This is a genomic window from Mesorhizobium sp. WSM4817 (genome assembly GCF_055811135.1).
In genome coordinates, this window is record NZ_JBVVQQ010000013.1 from 13,555 (window position 1) to 28,791 (window position 15,237).

At 63.2% G+C, this 15,237-nt stretch carries 18 protein-coding genes; 9 read left to right on the top strand and 9 right to left on the bottom strand.

The window, feature by feature from the left end; all coding sequences use genetic code 11:
* Positions 1-18: 18 nt before the first annotated feature.
* Entirely contained in the window at positions 19-1,272 is a 1,254-nt protein-coding gene (locus AC0L2K_RS18450) for a sarcosine oxidase subunit beta (RefSeq protein ID WP_473532006.1), read from the bottom strand.
* Between the two features lie 258 nt (positions 1,273-1,530).
* Here AC0L2K_RS18450 and AC0L2K_RS18455 point away from each other — a divergent pair, with 258 nt between their 5' ends.
* Together AC0L2K_RS18455 and AC0L2K_RS18460 are read left to right on the top strand one after the other, a co-directional pair.
* The gene (locus AC0L2K_RS18455; protein WP_473532007.1) at positions 1,531-2,289 is read left to right on the top strand and encodes an SDR family oxidoreductase; all 759 of its coding nucleotides are present in this window, start codon (positions 1,531-1,533) and stop codon (positions 2,287-2,289) included.
* An 83-nt stretch (positions 2,290-2,372) separates the two neighbouring features.
* A complete protein-coding gene (locus AC0L2K_RS18460) occupies positions 2,373-2,759 on the top strand; it encodes an SET domain-containing protein (protein ID WP_128169930.1) in 387 nt (128 codons plus the stop codon).
* 88 nt (positions 2,760-2,847) lie between these two features.
* Here the strand turns inward: AC0L2K_RS18460 and AC0L2K_RS18465 are convergent, their stop codons facing one another.
* Together AC0L2K_RS18465 and AC0L2K_RS18470 are read right to left on the bottom strand one after the other, a co-directional pair.
* On the bottom strand, positions 2,848-3,291 hold the full coding sequence (locus AC0L2K_RS18465) for a DUF6766 family protein (RefSeq protein ID WP_287239845.1): 444 nt from the start codon (positions 3,289-3,291) through the stop codon (positions 2,848-2,850).
* Complete coding sequence (locus tag AC0L2K_RS18470; protein ID WP_473532008.1) at positions 3,278-3,787, bottom strand: ferritin-like domain-containing protein; 510 nt, start codon at positions 3,785-3,787, stop codon at positions 3,278-3,280. The genes AC0L2K_RS18465 and AC0L2K_RS18470 overlap by 14 nt, the downstream gene beginning before the upstream one ends.
* A 406-nt stretch (positions 3,788-4,193) precedes the next feature.
* Here AC0L2K_RS18470 and rpsU point away from each other — a divergent pair, with 406 nt between their 5' ends.
* The 4 genes from rpsU (at position 4,194) to AC0L2K_RS18490 (ending at position 7,881) form a co-directional block, all read left to right on the top strand.
* Positions 4,194-4,466, top strand: coding sequence for a 30S ribosomal protein S21 (gene rpsU / locus AC0L2K_RS18475; protein ID WP_023675331.1), 273 nt, complete (start codon positions 4,194-4,196; stop codon positions 4,464-4,466).
* A gap of 153 nt (positions 4,467-4,619) precedes the next feature.
* A complete protein-coding gene (locus AC0L2K_RS18480; protein ID WP_287239844.1) occupies positions 4,620-5,465 on the top strand; it encodes a tetratricopeptide repeat protein in 846 nt (281 codons plus the stop codon).
* 155 nt (positions 5,466-5,620) lie between these two features.
* Positions 5,621-6,094 (top strand): DUF992 domain-containing protein, encoded by a 474-nt coding sequence (locus AC0L2K_RS18485; RefSeq protein ID WP_128173536.1) that lies wholly within the window; start codon positions 5,621-5,623, stop codon positions 6,092-6,094.
* 281 nt (positions 6,095-6,375) lie between these two features.
* Complete coding sequence (locus tag AC0L2K_RS18490) at positions 6,376-7,881, top strand: MFS transporter (protein WP_473532009.1); 1,506 nt, start codon at positions 6,376-6,378, stop codon at positions 7,879-7,881.
* Between the two features lie 139 nt (positions 7,882-8,020).
* On the opposite strand, the gene coaBC is transcribed toward AC0L2K_RS18490, so the two are convergent.
* The 6 genes from coaBC to ubiE form a co-directional block, all read right to left on the bottom strand.
* Entirely contained in the window at positions 8,021-9,238 is a 1,218-nt protein-coding gene (gene coaBC, locus AC0L2K_RS18495) for a bifunctional phosphopantothenoylcysteine decarboxylase/phosphopantothenate--cysteine ligase CoaBC (protein ID WP_473532010.1), read from the bottom strand.
* Positions 9,239-9,257: 19 nt separating this feature from the next.
* On the bottom strand, positions 9,258-9,665 hold the full coding sequence (locus AC0L2K_RS18500; protein WP_031254220.1) for a type II toxin-antitoxin system VapC family toxin: 408 nt from the start codon (positions 9,663-9,665) through the stop codon (positions 9,258-9,260).
* Positions 9,662-9,916, bottom strand: a complete 255-nt coding sequence (locus AC0L2K_RS18505; RefSeq protein ID WP_023797510.1) for a FitA-like ribbon-helix-helix domain-containing protein — start codon at positions 9,914-9,916, stop codon at positions 9,662-9,664. The genes AC0L2K_RS18500 and AC0L2K_RS18505 overlap by 4 nt, the downstream gene beginning before the upstream one ends.
* Positions 9,917-9,918: 2 nt before the next feature.
* Positions 9,919-10,128, bottom strand: coding sequence for a FitA-like ribbon-helix-helix domain-containing protein (locus AC0L2K_RS18510; RefSeq protein WP_023797509.1), 210 nt, complete (start codon positions 10,126-10,128; stop codon positions 9,919-9,921).
* Between the two features lie 76 nt (positions 10,129-10,204).
* Complete coding sequence (gene ubiB, locus AC0L2K_RS18515; protein WP_473532011.1) at positions 10,205-11,779, bottom strand: 2-polyprenylphenol 6-hydroxylase; 1,575 nt, start codon at positions 11,777-11,779, stop codon at positions 10,205-10,207.
* A gap of 70 nt (positions 11,780-11,849) precedes the next feature.
* Positions 11,850-12,626: a bifunctional demethylmenaquinone methyltransferase/2-methoxy-6-polyprenyl-1,4-benzoquinol methylase UbiE gene (ubiE, locus tag AC0L2K_RS18520; protein WP_128247409.1), complete on the bottom strand. Its 777-nt coding sequence runs from the start codon at positions 12,624-12,626 to the stop codon at positions 11,850-11,852.
* 148 nt (positions 12,627-12,774) lie between these two features.
* Here ubiE and AC0L2K_RS18525 point away from each other — a divergent pair, with 148 nt between their 5' ends.
* From AC0L2K_RS18525 to AC0L2K_RS18535, 3 genes are all read left to right on the top strand, one after another.
* Positions 12,775-13,749 carry an adenosine deaminase gene (locus tag AC0L2K_RS18525; RefSeq protein WP_023797506.1) on the top strand — a complete coding sequence of 325 codons (975 nt, stop codon included), beginning with the start codon at positions 12,775-12,777 and terminating at the stop codon, positions 13,747-13,749.
* Between the two features lie 184 nt (positions 13,750-13,933).
* Positions 13,934-14,563 (top strand): uracil phosphoribosyltransferase, encoded by a 630-nt coding sequence (upp, locus tag AC0L2K_RS18530; RefSeq protein ID WP_023797505.1) that lies wholly within the window; start codon positions 13,934-13,936, stop codon positions 14,561-14,563.
* 110 nt (positions 14,564-14,673) lie between these two features.
* Positions 14,674-15,225: a TIGR02281 family clan AA aspartic protease gene (locus tag AC0L2K_RS18535; RefSeq protein ID WP_023797504.1), complete on the top strand. Its 552-nt coding sequence runs from the start codon at positions 14,674-14,676 to the stop codon at positions 15,223-15,225.
* The last annotated feature ends 12 nt before the right edge of the window (positions 15,226-15,237 follow it).

Below are 15,237 nucleotides of genomic sequence, written 5' to 3' on the forward strand. Positions count from 1 at the left end.
TCACAAAGCGGGCCATCATCAGTGCGCCACCGCTGCCGCCGCTGCCTCGTCGATTAGGCGGCCGGTGCGGAAGCGCTCGATGGTGAAGGGCGCGTTGATCGGGTGCGGATCGTCCCTGGCGATGGTGTGGGCAAAGACATGGCCCGAGCCCGGCGTCGCCTTGAAGCCGCCCGTGCCCCAGCCGCAATTGACATAGAGGCCGGGCACTGGCGTCTTGGCCAGGATCGGCGAACGGTCGGGCGTCACGTCGACGATGCCGCCCCACGAGCGCAGCATCTTCATGCGCGTGAACATCGGGAACATCTCGCAGATGGCGTCGAGCGTGTGCTGCAGGATGTGCAGGCCGCCGGTCTGCGAATAGGAGATATACTGGTCGGTACCGGCGCCGATGACCAGTTCGCCCTTGTCGGACTGCGAGATATAGGCGTGCACCGTGTTCGACATCACCACGCAGGGGAAGACCGGCTTGACAGGCTCGGAAACCAGCGCCTGCAGCGGATAGCTTTCCAGCGGCATCCGCACGCCGGCCATGTCCATGATGACGGACGAATGGCCGGCGGCAACGACGCCGACTTTTTTGGCGCCGATGAAGCCGCGCGTCGTCTCGACGCCGGTGACCGAACCGTTCGGCGCCCGCTTGACGCCGGTGACCTCGCAATTCTGGATGATGTGGACGCCGCGCGCCGAAGCGCCGCGCGCATAGCCCCAGGCGACCGCATCGTGGCGGGCGGTGCCGCCGCGACGCTGCAGGGTCGCGCCCATCACCGGATAGCGGGCATGGCGCGAAATGTTGAGCGGCGGGCAGAATTCCTTGGCGGCTTCCGGCGTCAGCCATTCATTGTCGATGCCGTTCAGACGGTTGGCATGGACGTGGCGTTTCAAGACCTGGATGTCGTGCACATTGTGGGCCAGCATCATGACGCCGCGCGGCGAATACATGACGTTGTAGTTGAGCTCCTGGCTGAGCCCGTCCCACAGCTTCAGCGCGTGGTCGTAGATGCCGGCGCTCTCGTCATAGAGATAGTTGGAGCGGATGATGGTGGTGTTGCGGCCGGTATTGCCGCCGCCGAGCCAGCCCTTTTCCAGCACCGCGACATTGGTGATGCCGTGCACCGTGGCGAGATAATAGGCGGTGGCCAGGCCATGGCCGCCGGCGCCGACGATGATGACGTCGTACTCCTTCTTCGGCTCTGGCGAGGACCACTGTTCCTCCCAGCCCTTGTGGCCGCGCATGGCCTCGCGGGCGATGGCGAATACCGAGTATTTCTTCAACGTTCCAGCCTCGCAGATAGCGGCCGGACATCCAATCGAGCCCCGGCGCGCGAGGTGTATCACTAGCGAAACAGCGCTGCCACCCTTGCGCTGTTTGCGACGGCGCTTGCCGTTTTGCGCCACGGCCAAAAAGACCTGTCGAGCAACGAGCCGACGACGCATCCGGACGCCTTCAGGTATCGGGTGGCTCGTGCCGCCTCGATCTGCGACCAAGCATCCGATTGCCGGCGAAAGCTGGCGCGAAAGAAGGATGCAAAAATGCTCGCACTCGCCAACAAGATCGCCATCGTCACCGGCGCCAGTTCCGGCATCGGCCGCGCCACGGCAAAACTCTTTGCCGAGGAAGGCGCCAAGGTGGTCGTCGCTGCCCGTCGCCAGGCAGAGCTGGACGCGCTCGTCGCGGAAATCGAGGAAGCCGACGGCTCGGCGATCGCCCTTGCCGGCGACGTTCGCGACGAAGCCTATGCCAAAGCCCTTGTCGACCTGGCGGTCGAGAAATTCGGCGGGCTGGATATCGCCTTCAACAACGCCGGCTCGACCGGCAAGATGGGTCCAATCTCGGAGCTGTCGCTGGAAGGCTGGCGAGAGACGCTTGACACCAACCTGACCAGCGCATTCCTCGGCGCGAAATATCAGGTCCCGGCGATGGTCGAACGCGGCGGCGGATCGCTGATCTTCACCTCTACCTTTGTCGGCCATACCGTCGGCATGCCCGGCATGACCAGCTATGCCGCAAGCAAGGCCGGGCTGATCGGGTTGACGCAGGTGCTTGCCGCCGAATACGGCGCCAAAGGCGTGCGGGTCAACGCACTATTGCCGGGCGGCACCGACACGCCTTCGGCCACGTTCAAGACACCTGAATCGCGAGCCTTCGTCGAAAACCTGCATGCCTTGAAGCGCGTCGCCGAGCCTGAGGAGATCGCTCATTCGGCGCTCTATCTGGCTTCCGACGCATCGAGCTTCACCACTGGAACTGCGCTGTTTGCCGATGGCGGGGTCTCGATCAATCGGACGTGAGGCAATCTCGCAAAAGCGGTCTTGCTTTCCGGTGCGATTTGGCGATTTCTTCGGACACTTCTGTTCGAAGACAGGCCTAGAACATGCTGCTGATCAGGACCTACATCGCTGCTAGCGCAATCGAGGGCGTCGGCGTGTTCGCCGCCGAGCCGATCAGGAAGGGAGCGTCGATCTGGCGGCTCGATCCCGACTTCGATCGGCTGATCCCGCTGGAAAAATATGGGGCCGCGCCGCCGCACCTCAGGGAATTGCTCGACAGATATGCCTATCCAAGCCCGGACCGGCCCGGATTCATCGTCTATGAGGTCGACAATGGCCGCTTCATGAACCATTCTGAAAGGCCGAACACGGATTTTTCTCGGCATGGTGGGGCAACCGCGATCCGCGCCATAGCGGCGGGCGAGGAAATAACCTGCGATTACGGCGAGTTCTTCGAAGATTTCGAGCGGCTTCATTTGGCCACGGCATAGAGGAGCGCCTGTCGCCGCTTGCGAATGCAAGGACCATCAAACGGGCCCGGAGTGGTGAGCGGCTCCGGGCCACATTTCCATTCCCAGATCAGTTCCGGTGGGCGTGCGGCTCGTCGGTGTGGCGGCCGTCATACTGCAGGTCCAGCTCGCGAATCGCGTCCTTGCCTTTCTTCGGATCGACAAGCCTGAGAAGCGCGTCGATCTTGGCCTCCATCCGGTCGGTACTCTCCTTCGATTGCGGCGAACCGACGAAGAGCAGGAACGCCAGGCCACCGACCTGCCAGAGCAGCTGCAGGAATTCCGATTGCCAGTTCTCGAGCGTGTCGCGGCTCATCTCGATCAGATAGCCGCCGAACTCTGGCGGTTGGCTCAGCGCTCGCTGCTCGTCGAGATAGGCGAACCAGCCGAAAACCCAGTGGCCGACGATCGAAATGATGAAGAAGCCGAGGGTAATCCAGGCATAGCTGTAAGCCCGCCACACCGAAGGTGGTGTCACCTTGGCCGCTTGCCTGTCGTTCTCATCGTTTGGCATTGTCGCTGTCCGACCCCGAGCGAGCCAAGAACTGCTCCGTTGTCGCGGGCAGCTTGTTTTTCAGCCACTCGGCCATCGCCTCCTCCTCACGCAGATTTTCTTCGCAGGCCCGGGCGACTTCTGTTTCGCCTAGGGATTCGGCGGCTGCGATGAGGATCGTGTAGGATGCGATCTCCATGTGCTCGAAGGTGTAGCTTGCCAGTGAGCCTTTCATCACCTCGTCGCCGGCGAAGACGCCGCTTAGGGACTGTGCCATCGCCAGCAGCTTGCCGCCGGCGTCCTTCAGCGTGGACGTATTTTCGCCCACTTGTTCCAGGCAGGTCCTGAGGCGCGCGGCTTGCCCTCTCGTCTCGTTGAGGTGCAGGCTGATGCGCTCACGGAGTTCGGGATAACTCTCCAGCCGGCTCAGCTGGCCGTTCAGCATGGTTTCGGCCTGCTCCTCCATCGCATGCGCGTCCCTGAGCCACTGGACGAGCCATTCACGGGTCTCTGACATCGGTTTTCTCCTGTGCTTGCGTATGCGAAACAACCATGGGGAACGAGGTTTGTTCCTTCCTCGATAAAGCCGGGCGGACCGTTTTGCCGGATTGAGGCAGCAGGTTTTATCGGTGGCTGAGAAAACGTCAACGATGCTCTCATCGGCGCGGAGAGCCCGCCCGATAAGGCAAATCTACTACCAAGGGTCGTAATTCCTTGCTTTCTGACGGCAGTTATGCTAATGATTTATGCATGGTGCTGATTGCGCCGACGACCCGCCGCCGAGGCGGGTTTTTCGTTTCGGCAGTGGACAGAGCGGCGTGATTCTGCTATCAGCCGCCACAATTCGTGGTGTAGACCGCCGCGGAGGCAAGCGACTATGGCCACTTGCCTGTTGTTAACAAACCCGAAAGACAGGATTGCCCGTGCAGGTACTCGTCCGCGACAACAATGTTGATCAGGCGCTTCGCGCGCTCAAGAAAAAGATGCAGCGCGAAGGCATCTTCCGCGAAATGAAGATGCGCGGACATTATGAGAAGCCCTCTGAGAAGCGCGCCCGCGAAAAGGCGGAAGCCGTTCGCCGCGCCCGTAAGCTGGCCCGCAAGCGCGCCCAGCGCGAAGGCCTGCTGCCGATGACGCCGCGCCCGGTGGCGGCTGGTGCCGCTGGGGCCGGCGCTCCGCGTCCGCCGCGGTTCTGACGCCAATTTTTCGTCCTTTTCGAAGGATACCCAAGGTGGCGCGATGCGAAATCGCCGCCACCTTTTTGTTTTGAATTCGACCAGCTCGCAGAGGGCCGGTTCGGAGAGGGAACAGACCTGACGGCGCGGGCGGGCAGTGAGGACAGAGCAGACATGAACGCAATTAGCGTGGAGCGCAGAACCGCAATGCGCGGCTTCGCCCTGACGGCAGCCCTGCTTTCTGGCTTGGCGATCGCCGGCTGCCAGACAGCCCCGACCGGTGAATTCACCAACATCGACAAGGCACAAGGGTCGGCCGAGAACATCTCCTCGCTGTCAGCCGTTATCCAGCGCAGTCCCCAGGATCCGGAAGGCTACAATGTGCGTGGCTCGGCCTATGGCCGCGGCGGCCAGTATCAGGCGGCGCTCAAGGACTTCAACACCGCCATCCAGCTCAATCCGAATTTCTACCAGGCCTATTCGAACCGCGCTCTCATCCAGCGTTTCCTCGGCGATCAGACGGCCGCGCTTGCCGACTACAACCGCTCGATCCAGATCAATCCCGACTATGACGCAGCCTATATCGGGCGCGGCAATCTCTACCGCAAAGCCAACCGCATCCAAGACGCGTTCAACGATTTCCAGAAGGCGATCCAGCTCGACACGACAGACGCTCGCGCCTATCACAATCGGGGCCTGATCTATCAGAGCCAGGGCCAGCACGCTTTCGCTATCGAGGATTTCTCGACAGCCATTTCGCTGGCGCCGGACGCCGCCGATCCCTACAATGGCCGCGGCCTGTCCTATCTTGCCATGAACGACGAGGACAATGCCTTCGCCGACATCAACATGGCGATCAAGCTCGACGGCAAGAATGCCGAGGCCTGGTCCAACCAGGCGCTGATCTACGAGCGGCGCGGCGACAAGGCCAAGGCGGCAAAAGCCTACCGCGAGGCCGTGCGCCTCAGCCCCACCTACCAGCCGGCCAAGGACGGCCTGGCGCGCACCAGCGCCGTCTGACCGACGGCGGCGTTTCGGCCTGACATGGCAGGCCTGCCGTTTGGCATGGCTTCGAAACCTTCAACGACTGACGCCTTGATCGCGCCAAGTTCTCCGCGGAACGCTCGGGACGCTTAGCCGTTGTTCAAGGCTATTCGCGAAGAGGACCCCCTCCCATGATCAAGAAACTCGCCTGTGCCGCCGCCCTCGCCGCTACGGTTCTCGCCGCCCCTGCCAGCGCAGGGAGGCTGCAGCTCGGTGTGCTCGACTGCACCATCGACGGCGGCACCGGCTATATCGTGACATCCAACAAGGGCGTGGCCTGCACCTTTCGCCCTCATCATGGTGGTCCCCCGGAAGCCTATACCGGGGTCATTTCCAAGCTCGGCGTCGACGTCGGCAGGACGCACCAGGGCGAATTGATATGGGCGGTTCTGGCGGCCACCCGCAACCGTGATGCCGGCGATCTTGCCGGCAGCTATTATGGCGTCAACGCCGAGGCCAGCGTGGTGACCGGCGGCGGCGCCAACCTTCTGGTCGGCGGGCTGAACAGCGCCTTCTCGCTGCAGCCTCTCAACGTACAGGCGCAGACCGGCGTCAACCTGGCAGTCGCCGTCACCTCACTGCAACTGATCCACTCTTTCAAATGAACGCCACAGCGTAGCTCTGCATGCGGCGCGGAACAGGATAGAACTGTTCCGCGCCGCACGACTTTTGGGGAACCGCCATGCGAGGGAAGATCATCGCTGACGCCATGATCGCCAATCTTGCCATCCCGCCTTCATAGCACCCTCAGCGCACCCGCAAAAACCGCTTGAGCTCAACCGCGGTTGAGGTTTTACAACCGTCTCCGAAGCGCCGCGTGCCCATTGGAGACGAAGAGCGCTCCACCATTTTTTGAATCGGCGTATAAGAAAATTCGGGAGGGCGGGTGACGGAAACCAGCGCAAACAGGGTCGACTGGCGGGCGCTATGGGCGAGCGGCGATCTGGCGCGCTTCTGCTTCATCAGCCTCGGCATCCTGCTGCACGCCACCAACGAAACCATGGTGGCAACGGTGATGCCGGCGATGGTCGGCGAACTCGCCGGGGTTCAGCTGGTCGGCTGGTCGCTGGCGATCTACGAGCTCGGCGCCATCGTCGCCGGCGCTGCCGCCGGACGGCTGGTGAGCTATGTCGCGTTGCGCACCAACATGGTGGTTGCCGCCTTGCTCTACGCGGCCGGCGCCCTGGTCTGCGCCATCGCGCCGTCCATGCCGCTGTTCCTGGCCGGGCGACTGATCGAGGGATTTGGCGGCGGCGCGCTGGTGTCGCTGGCCTTCGTCTCGGTCGAGCGGCTGTTTCCACGCGCCATGTGGCCGCAGCTTTTCGGCGTTATGTCGGCGATCTGGGGCGTCGCCGCCTTCAGCGGGCCGGTGCTCGGTGCGTTGATGACCGAGTTGCTCTCCTGGCGCTGGGCTTTCGGCGTCTTCACGCTTGGCGGCACCGCCATGGCGTTGGCGAGCTTCATCGTGCTCGACACGCCCGAGGCGACCCGGCCGCAGGCGATCACTGGAACCGCGCCGCCCTTCCCCTTTGCCGCGCTCGGCTGCCTTGCCGTCAGCGTCGTGCTGATCGCCACGGCCGGTGTCGACATTGCCCTGCTGCGCTCGTCCCTGCTGCTCATCCTCGGCCTGATCGGGCTCGCGCTGTTCGTCCGCATCGACGCGCTGAAGCCGGGCTCGCGGCTGTTCCCGTCGCGGCTGTTCTCATGGCGCTCGCCGGTCGGCGCAGGCATGACCATGGTCGCCGCGTTTTCGGTGGCGACCTGTTCCTTCGCCGTCTACGGGCCGCTGCTTCTGACCAGCCTGCACGGCATTCCGATCCTGACCACCGGCTATATCATCGCCGCCGAATCGATCGCCTGGTCGATCCTGTCGATCCTCGTCGCCAATGCGCCGCCGGAGCGGGAGAGACTGATCATCACCGGCGGCGCGCTGATGATTGCGACGGGCATCGCCGGTTTCGCCTATGCCGTGCCGGCCGGTTCGATTCCGCTGATCCTGTTTTGCGCCTTGCTGCAAGGCGGCGGCTTCGGCATTGCCTGGCCCTTCGTCACACGCGTGATCGTCGCATCGGCCAGTGACGGCGAGCAGACGATCGCTTCCGCCGCCGTGCCGACCATGCAGCGCATCGGCTATGCGGTCGGTGCCGCGTTGACCGGCATCGTCGCAAACGCCAGCGGTTTTTCCGAAGGCCTGAATCGTGAGGCGGCGGCGAATGTCGCCACCTGGCTGTTCCTCGCCTTCGTGCCACTCGGGATTCTGGGATGCCTTGCCGCGCTGAGGATCTCGGGGCCAGCAGCCCCACGGCCGGCGGAGCTGCCAATCTCCCCCCTTGTGGGGGAGATGCCCGGCAGGGCAGAGGGGGGCGCGAAGGATCGCCAAACGTGGGGTTAACCTACCCATACGAGACAGCGCAGATTCCTGGGATCCTGTTATTTCGAGCGCCGCTGCGGGACACGATCTTTCGAAACGTCGGCGGGACAGCGCCCCCCTCTGGCCTGCCGGCCATCTCCCCCACAAGGGGGGAGATTGACTAGACGACGATCGTCTTCAGCCGCTCCGCTATAAGTGCTGCGAGCCGCGTCGCCAGCTCGTCCTTGCTCATCTCAGGCCATTCGTCGACACCGGCCTTCGAGACGATCCGCACCGTGTTGCGGTCGCCGCCCATCACCCCGCTTTCGTGGGATACATCGTTGGCGACGATGAAATCGGCGCCCTTTTTCCTGAGCTTGGCCTCGGCGTTCCTGACGAGATCCTGCGTCTCGGCGGCGAAGCCGACGACCAGGCTGGGCCGCTTTCTGTGATGGCCGACACCGGCAAGGATGTCAGGGTTTTCGATCATCTGCAGCGCCGGCGGCCCCTCGCCCGCCACCTTCTTTATCTTCTCGCCGGCCGAAGTCTCGCTGCGCCAGTCCGCAACCGCCGCGACGAACACCGCCGCGTCCGCCGGCAAAAGCTGTTCGACCGCGTCCTTCATCTCGTTGGCGGTTTCGACATGCAACGTGGTGACCTCAGCCGGATCGGCAATGCCGACCGGACCGGAGACGAGGCGCACATCGGCGCCCAGCCTTGCCAGCGCCGCCGCGATGGCATGGCCCTGCTTGCCGGACGAACGGTTGGCAATATAGCGCACCGGGTCGATCGGCTCATGCGTCGGCCCTGAGGTGACGATGATCTTTCTGCCTGCCAGCGGCTTCGGACTGATATCGAGCAGCGCCTCGATCGCAGCGACGATTTCCAGCGGCTCGGCCATGCGGCCTTCGCCCGCCTCGTTGCTCTCGGCCATTTCGCCCTTTGCCGGGCCGACGAATGCGACGCCGTCCTTCCGCAACGTCGCCCGGTTTCGCCGGGTCGCGGGATGCGACCACATTTTCGGGTTCATGGCGGGCGCCATCAGCACAGGCTTGTCGGTCGCAATGAGCACGGTCGAGGCAAGGTCGTTGGCATGGCCGTTGGCGAGCTTCGCCATCAGGTCGGCGGTAGCCGGCGCCACGACGACAAGATCGGCCTCGCGCGACAAGCGGATGTGGCCGACATCGTGCTCGTCATTGCGGTCGAACAAGTCCGTGAACACGTGGTCGGCCGACAACGCCCCGACCGACAGCGTGGTGACGAATTCCTGCGCCGCGGCGGTCATCACCACGCGCACCACAACACCCCGCTCGCGCAGCCGGCGGATCAGGTCGAGTGCCTTGTAGGCGGCGATACCGCCGCCGATGATCAGCAGGATGCGCTTGCCGGAGAGGGTCATGCCCAGTTCTTGTCCGATGTCATGCCGGCTTCAGCGCCGGTTCGATGTCGGTATGGATGAAATCGTCGCCCTTGAAAAGCAGCGGCAGGTTTCGCGTCTTGGCCAAGGCGTAGGCGAAGCAGTCGCCCATGTTGAGATTGGCGCGATGGCCAGTACCTCGGCCATACAGTGCATAGGCTTCAATTCCGGCTTGCGCATGTTCGGCGGAGAGCGCGACGATCGTGACTTTGAGTCTAGCAAGAAGGCCCGTCAACTCGGCCGTGCCAGCCGCGCCATAGCGGCGGACAATTACTGTGCCGCATTCCATCAGGGTTGCGGCGCTCATCAGTATCCGCTGATTTCCGGCGAGGCGCTGGGCGATCGCCGGAGCGTCGGGCTCCTGCTTCAGGATGGCCACGATCGCTGAGGTGTCGACCACCACGGTCATTCCTCCTCGATGAAGGACCAGAGGTCATCAGTGAATTTCTTCTGATCGAAATCCGCTTGTTGCAATCGTCGGCCGAATTCGAGGATTTCCTCCGCCGTAACAAAATCCCCGTCACGTTCTTTGGTGACTGCCACATCCTTCAGCAAGAGATTTCTTGCTTCCTGCTCCATTGACACGCCATGTCTGGCAGCCCGCTCGCGCAGTTTTTGCTTCAGATCGTCGTCGAGATTGCGAATGGTCAGGGTGCCCATAACTACCCTTGCCCCCGTGTGGTCGGTCTGAACTTGGCTTCGTCCTCGGCTGCAATGCCCGACGAGTCGAAACCTTTGGTGGTCGGAAGCCCTACGGATGCGGCGAGCACGTCCCGCGCCTCCTGCTCCATGGAAACGCCACGCGCGGCGCCACGCTCCCGCAGTCGCCGCATGACACTCTCATCCACATTGCGAACAGTAATCCGGGCCATGATCGCGCTCCCGCGAACCTAATATAGCGACACCGGAGCATGACTGCAATGACAGCAGTGCTGTCATTGCTTGCAGTCAGAGCAGCTTCGAGGCGATAAAGACCAGCGTCAGCGCGATCACCCACAGCGCCAGCCTGCCGGATCTGCTATAGCGCGCCTCGGCCTTGCCGATGGCGTGCGCCGTCCTTTCATCGAAACGCAGCCCGTGTTCGGCCATCAGATCGATCTCGCGCGACAGCCGCTCGGTGCGGGCGGCGAGGTCCGGCGCCTGGCGGGCCAGCGCCAGCAACGCGTTGGCGCCGTCGCGTGCGTCGGCCAGCAGGGCACGCGGGCCGAGATTGCCTGATATCCAGCCTCCGACCACCGGTTCTGACGTCTTCCACATGTTGAATGCCGGGTCGAGCGTGCGGGCAACGCCCTCGACGACCACCATGGTCTTTTGCAGCAGCACCAGTTCGGACCGTGTCGCCATGTCGAAGAGGTCGGTTACCTCGAACAGAAGCGCCAAGAGCTTGGCCATCGAGATGGTTTCGGCCGGCTGGCCGTGGATCGGCTCGCCGATGGCGCGGATCGCTTGGGCGAATGCCGCGACGTTATGCAGGCGCGGCACGTAGCCGGCCTCGAAATGCACTTCGGCGACGCGCAGATAGTCACGGGTGATGAAGCCGTAGAGAATTTCGGCGAGGAACCGGCGCTCCTTCTTGCCGAGCCGGCCGGCAATGCCGAGATCGACAGCGACGATGGTGCCATCGGGCTCGACGAACAGGTTTCCCGGATGCATGTCGGCGTGGAAGAAACCGTCGCGCAGCGTATGGCGCAGGAACGACTGGACCAGATTGGCGGCGATCGCCTTCAGATCGTGGCCGGCGGCAGTCAGGCCGGCAATGTCGTTCATCTTGATGCCGTCGACCCATTCCATGGTCAGCACGTCGCGGCCGGTGCGTTCCCAATCGACCGTCGGCACGCGAAAGCCGGGATCGTCCCTGGTGTTTTCGCCGAGCTCCGAAAGCGCTGCCGCCTCAAGCCTCAGATCCATCTCGATCTTGGTGGTCTGCGCCAGCGTCTGGGTCACCTCGACCGGCCGCAGCCGGCGCGACGACGGGATGTATTTTTCCTGGAGACGGGCGGCGAGGAAATAGCTTTCGAGATCGCGGAAGAAACGGCGCCGCACGCCCGGCCGGATCACCTTCACCGCCACCCGCGAACCGACGCCGTTCTGCAAGGTTTCGGCGGTATGGACCTGAGCGATCGAGGCCGCGGCGACCGCCTCGCCGAAACTGGCGTAGAGCTCGCCGACCTTGCGCCCGAGCGAGGCCTCTATCGCCGCAATGGCCTCGGCCTGCGGAAATGTCTGCATCTTGTCCTGCAGCATGGCGAGATCGAGCGCTATGTCGTTGCCGACGACATCGGGCCGTGTCGCCAGGAACTGGCCGAGCTTGACATAGGATGGGCCGAGCCGGACGACGGCCTTGGCCAGCCGATCGCCACGTTCATAGGCAAGCGCGCGGCGGCGGGTGAACAGCCGTGCCACCCGCCAGCCGAATTTCGGCAGGCCGAACAGCTCATCGCCCGGCAACGCCGCGACGACGCCTTCGCGGACCAGCACCCAGCCGGCCCGTACGAGCCTGAAACCAGCGCCGACGCTGCTCATGACTGCGCTTGTCCTGCCGGTTTTCTAGACCGGCGAAGGGCAGGTCGCGTATAAAAAATACGGGCCAGCCTCAAAGCTTCCAGCCCGAATGAAGCGCAGCTATGCCGCCGGCATAATTGCGAAAAGACACGCGGTCAAAACCGGCGCGGGAAATCATCGCGGCAAAATTCTGCTGATTGGGAAATTTGCGGATCGATTCGACCAGATAGGAATAGGGTTCGTTTTCGCCGGTCACCGCCTTGCCGATCCTGGGGATGGCGTTGAACGACCACGCCTCGTAGACCCTGTCGAGCAGCGGCATGTCGACCTCGGAAAATTCGAGGCAGAGAAAGCGCCCACCGGGTTTCAGCACGCGATAGGCTTCGGCAAGCGCCACATCGATGCGCGGCACGTTGCGAATGCCGAACGCGATCGTGTAGGCGTCGAAACTGGCCTCAGCGAAAGGCAGCTCCTCGGCATTGGCCTCGACGAAATCGGTGTTATCAGTCAGGCCCTTTTTCTCGGCCCGGTCGCGGCCGACGGCGAGCATTGAGCCGTTGATGTCGAGAACCGTCGCATGGGCGTTCCTGCCGCTCGCCTCGACGATGCGGAAGGCGATGTCGCCGGTGCCGCCGGCAACGTCGAGAACGCTCCAGCCCGGTCGTTTCGGTGGATTGAGCCATGTGACCATGGCGTCCTTCCACAGCCGATGCAGGCCGCCCGACATCAGGTCGTTCATCAGATCGTAGCGGTTCGCCACCTTGTGGAAAACGTCGTTGACCAGGGACTGCTTCTCGCCTGCCCCTACGCGCTTGAAACCATAGGAGGTTTCCATGCCGCCAACGGCCGTGGTTCTCTCAACCGACATTATTTTTGATCCGCCATAAAACCGGCGGGACCATAGCCGATCGATGGTGCCGACGCTATTGTTTAAGGCGCGGTGTTCGGCCGCGCTTCCCGGTCGTGGAATCATGCTTATGGCTCCATGTCCTGGACTGACCTGACGGGATGATTGCATGCCTTTGAAAGCGGAACTGCACTGCCATATCGAAGGGGCAGCGGCGCCCGAACTCGTCATCCGCCAGGCGCAGAAATACGGCAAGGACACCTCGCCCTACATTCAGGACGGCTCTTTCGTCTGGCACGATTTCAGCTCCTTCCTCGCCGCCTATGACTTCTCCTCCGACCTGTTCCGCACCGAAGAGGACTATGCGCGGCTGGCCGATCATTATCTGACCAGCCTCGCCCGCGACGGCGCCATCTATTCCGAGATCTTCACCTCGCCGGACCACGCCGGGAAGGCCGGGCTGTCGCCCAGGGCCTATACGGACGCGCTCGGCGAAGGCATGGCGCGCGCAAAGGCCAAGACCGGCATCGAGGGCCGCATGATCGTCACCGGCGTGCGCAATGCCGGCGTCGAATCGATCGAGCAGGCGGCGCGCTTCGCCGCCCGCTGCGGGCATCCGCTGGTCACCGGCTTCGGCGTCGCCGGCGACGAGCGGATGGGCGATCTGGAGGACTATGTCAGGGCCTTCGAAATCGCCCGCGAGGCCGGCCTTGGCATCACCGTCCATGCCGGCGAACTGATGGGCTGGGAGAGCGTCAAGGCCGCGCTCGATCACATCCGCCCCGCTCGCATCGGCCATGGCGTGCGCGCCATCGAAAACCCCGACCTTGTCCGTCGCATCGCCGATGAAGGCGTCGTGCTCGAATGCTGTCCGAGCTCTAACATCGCGCTAAGGGTGTTCGACAGTTTCGCCGATCACCCCTTTCCGGCCCTGTTGGCGGCAGGCTGCAAGGTGACGCTTAACTCTGACGATCCGCCCTATTTCCGGACGTCGCTGAAGCGCGAATACGACATTGCCGCCGAGCATTTTTCGATGAACGACAAGGCGCTCGCCTCCGTCACCAGAACCGCCATCGACGCCGCCTTCGTCGACAGGAAGACCAAGGCAATGCTGCTAGGCCGGCTCGACGTCAAGGGCAGGTGAATGGTGAATGGTGAATGGTGAATGGTGAATGGTGAATGGTGAATGGTGAATGGTGAATGGTCCACCCGGCGCTTCGGTCCGTCAACCGCGAGTTCTCCGCTGAACCAAGGACTCGCAAACCTGTTCACTATTCACTATTCACCATTCACTACTCACTTTTCACCTGCGCAGCTAGGAGACCACCATGCAGGGCGTCACCGTCGTCGACCACCCGCTTGTCCAGCACAAGCTGACCATCATGCGCAAGAAGGAAACTTCGACGGCCGGCTTCCGGCGGCTGCTGCGCGAGATCTCGCTGCTGCTCGGCTACGAGGTCACCCGCAACCTCGAATTGACGACGACGACGATCGAAACGCCGATCGAGACGATGGAAGCGCCGACGCTGGAGGGCAAGAAGCTGGTCTTCGCCTCAGTACTGCGCGCCGGCAACGGCCTGCTCGAAGGCCTGCTCGACCTGGTGCCGGCGGCGCGCGTCGCCCATATCGGTCTCTACCGCGACCACGAAACGCTGGAAGCGGTCGAATATTTCTTCAAGGCGCCGAGCGATCTCGCCGACCGGCTGGTGATCGTCGTCGATCCGATGCTGGCGACCGCCAATTCGGCGATCGCGGCGATCGACAAGTTGAAGGGGCGCGGCGCCACCAACATCCGCTTCCTCTGCCTGCTGGCGGCGCCAGAAGGCCTCGATCGCTTCATCAAGGCGCATCCCGATGTCCCGGTCTTCACCGCTTCCATCGACCGCCAACTCAACGAGAAGGGCTACATCATGCCAGGCCTCGGCGATGCTGGCGACCGCATGTACGGGACCAAATGACCGTGGCGCCGCTCGTTTACCGATCGTTTACGCAAACGACCGCTTTCTGCATCTCTTAAAGCGGCAAACACCATGCCGCGATAAGCATGGGTCTTCACGAAGGCCGGTCCATGCTGCGCAATCTTCTCATCCTTGGCGTGCTCGCCGTAGCATCGGCGTCGTTCCCGATGCTCTACCAGTCGAATCCGCAGATGTTCGAAGGCCTGCTGAAATCGGCGGTCGGGGCCAGCCCGGCGGTCGAAACGGACCTGAACCTGGCCACGGTTCCCGACAGGCCGGCGCAGCCGCTCGGCCGCAAGGTCGTGATCCCGGCTGACGCGCGCGGGCATTTCACGTCGGCGTTCAAGCTCAACGGTCGAACGGTCGACGGCATGATCGACACCGGCGCAACGCTGGTCGCCATCAACAGTTCGACGGCGCGCAGGATCGGCGTTTCGCTGAACGCGTCGGATTTCAAGCACCAGGTCAACACCGCCAACGGCGCGATCAAGGCTGCGCTGGTGACCGTCGATCGGCTGCAGATCGGCAAGATCACGCTCGACGGCGTCCAGGCGGTCGTGCTCGACGACAAGGCGCTGCGCACCAATTTGATCGGCCTGAGCTTTCTCCAGAGGTTGGAAAAATACCAGGTCGAGAACGGCGCGCTGCTGCTCGTCCAGTGAACCATGATCCCG